This window comes from Sporosarcina sp. FSL K6-5500 (assembly GCF_038005665.1).
Lineage (GTDB): Bacteria > Bacillota > Bacilli > Bacillales_A > Planococcaceae > Sporosarcina > Sporosarcina psychrophila.
The window spans coordinates 1-3,968 of record NZ_JBBOTP010000009.1 but is presented as its reverse complement, the minus strand read 5'-3'; the positions used below and the strand labels follow the sequence as shown (position 1 = coordinate 3,968).

General features: G+C 35.8%; 5 protein-coding genes. 3 read left to right on the top strand and 2 right to left on the bottom strand.

From position 1 onward, the window contains the following. On the bottom strand, positions 1 to 280 hold a 280-nt coding region (locus tag MKX62_RS24300; protein ID WP_340742766.1), incomplete at its 3' end, for a hypothetical protein. A 123-nt stretch (positions 281 to 403) separates the two neighbouring features. Between MKX62_RS24300 and mobV the strand changes: the two genes are divergently transcribed. The 3 genes from mobV to MKX62_RS24285 all read left to right on the top strand — a co-directional run bounded on the left by mobV (position 404) and on the right by MKX62_RS24285 (position 3,408). Beyond that, complete coding sequence (mobV, locus tag MKX62_RS24295) at positions 404 to 1,612, top strand: MobV family relaxase (RefSeq protein WP_340742765.1); 1,209 nt, start codon at positions 404 to 406, stop codon at positions 1,610 to 1,612. 273 nt (positions 1,613 to 1,885) lie between these two features. Further along, a complete protein-coding gene (locus MKX62_RS24290; RefSeq protein WP_340742764.1) occupies positions 1,886 to 2,908 on the top strand; it encodes a protein rep in 1,023 nt (340 codons plus the stop codon). Positions 2,909 to 3,015: 107 nt separating this feature from the next. Beyond that, positions 3,016 to 3,408, top strand: coding sequence for a hypothetical protein (locus tag MKX62_RS24285; protein WP_340742763.1), 393 nt, complete (start codon positions 3,016 to 3,018; stop codon positions 3,406 to 3,408). Between the two features lie 79 nt (positions 3,409 to 3,487). Here MKX62_RS24285 and MKX62_RS24280 read toward each other — a convergent pair whose 3' ends face one another. Further along, positions 3,488 to 3,829, bottom strand: coding sequence for a hypothetical protein (locus tag MKX62_RS24280; RefSeq protein WP_340742762.1), 342 nt, complete (start codon positions 3,827 to 3,829; stop codon positions 3,488 to 3,490). Positions 3,830 to 3,968 lie beyond the last annotated feature (139 nt).

Sequence of the window (3,968 nt, the reverse complement as noted above, 5' to 3'; positions counted from 1 at the left end):
AGCAAAGCGGAAGGAATTTAAGGAGTTGATACGAGAGATTGTTTTCACCCTCTTTTGTTCTTCCAACCCCCGTTGGAAGACGCCACCTGGCGAAGGGGGTTTTGTGGGTTTGACACTTTTTCAAAAGTGGCAAGGTCTGTTCTTTTTGCACTTGATCTTGAAATGAATTTGCAACCGTTGCGGAAAAGCGCAAAGGTGAAAATCTCATTTCTGTTACTAGAAAAAAGGACGGCTGCAGGCGGTGATTTTTTTTGCTTTTGACCTCGGGGGAAGCTGTCACGCTAGAGTGACAGCCCCTTGCTTTTAGCCCCCGGCAAGGCACACCTTTACGGATGTAAAGTATAGTGTGTTATACTTTACATGGAAGTGGAGCCGGTTTTTTGAGGGCGAAGGGGTGACGATTTTGAGCTATGCTGTGATACGAATGCAGAAAATGAAGTCGCATGATTTGAAGGGAATTCAGTTTCACAATCAGCGAGAACGGGAGAGCAAAACAAACCCGGATATTGATAAAGAAAAATCAAATGAAAATTATGATATGGTGCATGATCAAAATATTGATTACAACGAAAATGTAAAAAAAATTATTGAATCGCAAAAGACTGGCACAAGAAAAACAAGAAAAGATGCGGTGCTGGTAAATGAATTATTGGTGACCTCTGACAGAGATTTTTTTGACAAGTTAGATCCAGACGCAACGAAAAAGTTTTTTAGAGATAGCCTTCATATTTTCCAACAAAAATACGGAAAACAAAACATTGCTTATGCAACGGTTCATATGGACGAAAAAACACCACATATGCACGTTGGTGTTGTTCCAATGCGTGATGGCCGGTTGCAAGGCAAAAATGTTTTTAATCGGCAAGAATTGCTGTGGTTGCAAGATTCTTATCCAAAAACAATGCTACAGATGGGTTTTGAATTAGAACGTGGTGAAAAGGGTTCTGAACGCGAACATTTATCTACGGCTGATTTCAAATTGAAAACTGAGAGAGAAAAAATAGAGCAAGAAATTGATTTACTAGAAAATAAGATTTCGGATAAGAAAAATGAATTGTTGGTCCTCAATGAAAAAGTTTCCGATGAGGTGAAAATCCCTGCAAAAAGAGAATTTAAGAACGTTGAAGTTGAGAGCAAAGAAAAAAATATATGGGGTAAACCGAAAAAAGAAATCAAAAAAGAGCCAACTGGAAATGTCATCATGGCAGAAAAAGATTTTAAAAAAGTTTTGACTGCTGCAAAAGATAACGAGCGGATGAAAAACGGCATGAAAAGGCTATTGAGTACAGATCTTTCCAAAGAAAATGAACGCCTGGAAGTGCAAAACACTCTGATTTATGGCGAGTGGGAGAAAGCCAGTGGGGAAAATCAGCGACTGAAAAAGGAAAATCAAGAACTTCGCTCGGAGAATCGCGATTTACGGCATGAAATAGGTTTGCTATATCAAAGCACCAAAGAATTTTTAAAAGAGCGTGCAGATGACCTGAGAGCCTTCAGAAACGATTTTAAGAGTCTGGTGGGCAAAGTTAAGGAGAAAATCACTGGGAGCGAATTTGAGCGGTTGCATAAGCGTGAACAGACTCGTGAGCGTAACAAGGGTTTGGAAAGATAAAAAAGAGCCCTCGGGGGCTCTTTTGTTTTGGTTTTTGTTTGGTTTTGCTCTGGTTTTGAGCGAAGCGAGAAACGGTTCTTTCTTATCTTGATACTACTAGAAACAACGTCATTATTTTTTCGCTGTTTTTTATGTCTCGAAACGCATTAGCACCAATGGTTTAAACGGTGTTTTGTCCTTGGAAATCGGTTGAAAATTTTTTGCATAAAAAAAACCCCTGTGATAGAGTTTAAATTGTCTAGATAAAAACTAACTATAACGGGGGCTTTTTCTATGCTTTTTAATCGGAATCAAGATTCTATTGACAATAATAGCATTGTCAGTGAAGACAAATCAAGTGTTTTTATCGATAAAACTAAAACAGGGAAAATTAGACCGTGGCAAGAAAGAAAAATTGATAGTGTTAGTTATTCTGAACTTTTGCTTATACTAGAATTTAAAAAGGCTGAACGGGTTAAGGATTGCGGTGTTATTTTGCAATTTAAGGCGAATGATACGGGTCACTTAAAATTATATAAAGCGTGGTTTTGTAAATCGCCACTTTGTTCGTTATGCAATTGGAGGAGAGCCATGAAACATTCTGCTCAAAGTAAAACAATCATAACCGAAGTCATGAAGCGTAAACCTAGCTGTCGATGGTTGTTCTTTACGTTTACTGTAAAAAATGTGTATGACGGTGAAGAGTTAAATAAAAGTCTTTCGGATATGGCGAGGGGCTTCAGAAAAATGGTTCAATATAAAAGAATCGATGACAATTTAATTGGATTTATGAGAACTACCGAAGTAACTGTAAATAAAAAGGACAATTCTTATAATCAGCATATCCATGCCATGATGTGCTTTGAAAGCAGTTATTTCAGAAGCAAAAAAAATTATATTACTCATAAAGATTGGCAAGCATTTTGGAAGAAAGCTATGAAACTAGATTATGATCCAAACGTATTTGTTACTGCAATTAAATCTACAGTTTCCTCTGAAAAGGACAAGCAAGCGATTGAAAAAGCAGTCAATGAAACTGCGAAATACTCCGTTAAGTCGGATGATTATTTAACAGATGATGAAGAGCGGAATTTGCAAATTGTTAAGGATTTAGAAGAAGGTCTGCATCGAAAAAGATTGATTTCCTACGGTGGTTTATTAAAGGAAATTCATAAAGAATTAAATTTGGACAGTGCCGAAGATGGCGATTTAGTGAAAATTAATGATGAAAATAATGATGAAAAAGAAGACGAAGGTTTTACAGTGACAGCAATGTGGAACTGGAATAGGCAAAACTATTATATAAAAAAAGATTGATAGAGGGGTTTATGATTGTTGGACTTGATTAGTTTGAGTATTAATTTGATAGATACTTTTATTGGCCGATGATTTAAGTGAAGATTAAAATTGAGGAGGGTGAAAATGTGAGAATTCAATCTAATCCAACTCCAAATACTTTCGGGTATTTTGGAACAGAAAAAAATACAGAGAAAAATGAGGGTATTTTATCTTTATTTTTGAATGAAGACGAGAATAAAACGAATGGTAAACCTAGATTTGAAGTTAGAAACGAAGGTGGTTATATACGTAAGTATGTTGTAAAAGCAAATGGAGATAAAATACTTATTATGGAGACAAAACAAAAGGAAAATCCTGATGGTACAGTGGAAAATGAATCGGGAGATTTAAAAGACATGGCTAATGATATGTTGATGAAACAACTTGAAATTTCGTCCGATTTTCAACAACAAGATAAACAAAATATTTCGGTTTGGGAAAAAGAAAGTGGTATGTCTAAGTATAAAACGGGAATTTGAATTCAGGTAAAAATTAAATTAAAAAGGTAACAGCGGCTAAAGCTAATCGCTGTTACCTTTTTAATTTAATTTTTATATTTTACCCTTGTCCAACAATGATGGTAATTGTGTGATCTAGTACTCCGTTTCTATAAACAAAAACCTTTGCTGTGGTAGAAAAGTATGTTGAGACCTTTCCGGTGGAAGATACTAGAATATCACTATTACTTGTCACATAAGTCATTCCAGGTTGATGGAAAGTTAGTTGATAGTTACTGGAGAACGTTGGTAAAGAAATAGTTTTATCGTTAATGTTATAAATTTCTGCCTGTTGCTGCTGTTCATTTGAATTAGCTGACACTGTAGTGTCAATGGTTCCCATCCCGATAGTCGAAAAACCTACAAATGCAACTGAAGTTAAAAGAATTGAACGTAGTTTCATTGTAAAACCTCCCGTTTTTTAGTGTGAGTACTCATTCACATTAACACAAAAATATAGTAATCATGGGATAAATTGACGAACTTTGTAAAAAAGAGAAGGATGAAATTTAGGGAAGTGTCAACGGTAAATGTCTGACTGA

Bases quoted from the DNA above. Each gene is read 5' to 3' on its own strand.
- MKX62_RS24280 (WP_340742762.1), bottom strand. From the start codon at position 3,829: ATGAAACTACGTTCAATTCTTTTAACTTCAGTTGCATTTGTAGGTTTT.
- MKX62_RS24290 (WP_340742764.1), top strand. From the start codon at position 1,886: ATGCTTTTTAATCGGAATCAAGATTCTATTGACAATAATAGCATTGTC.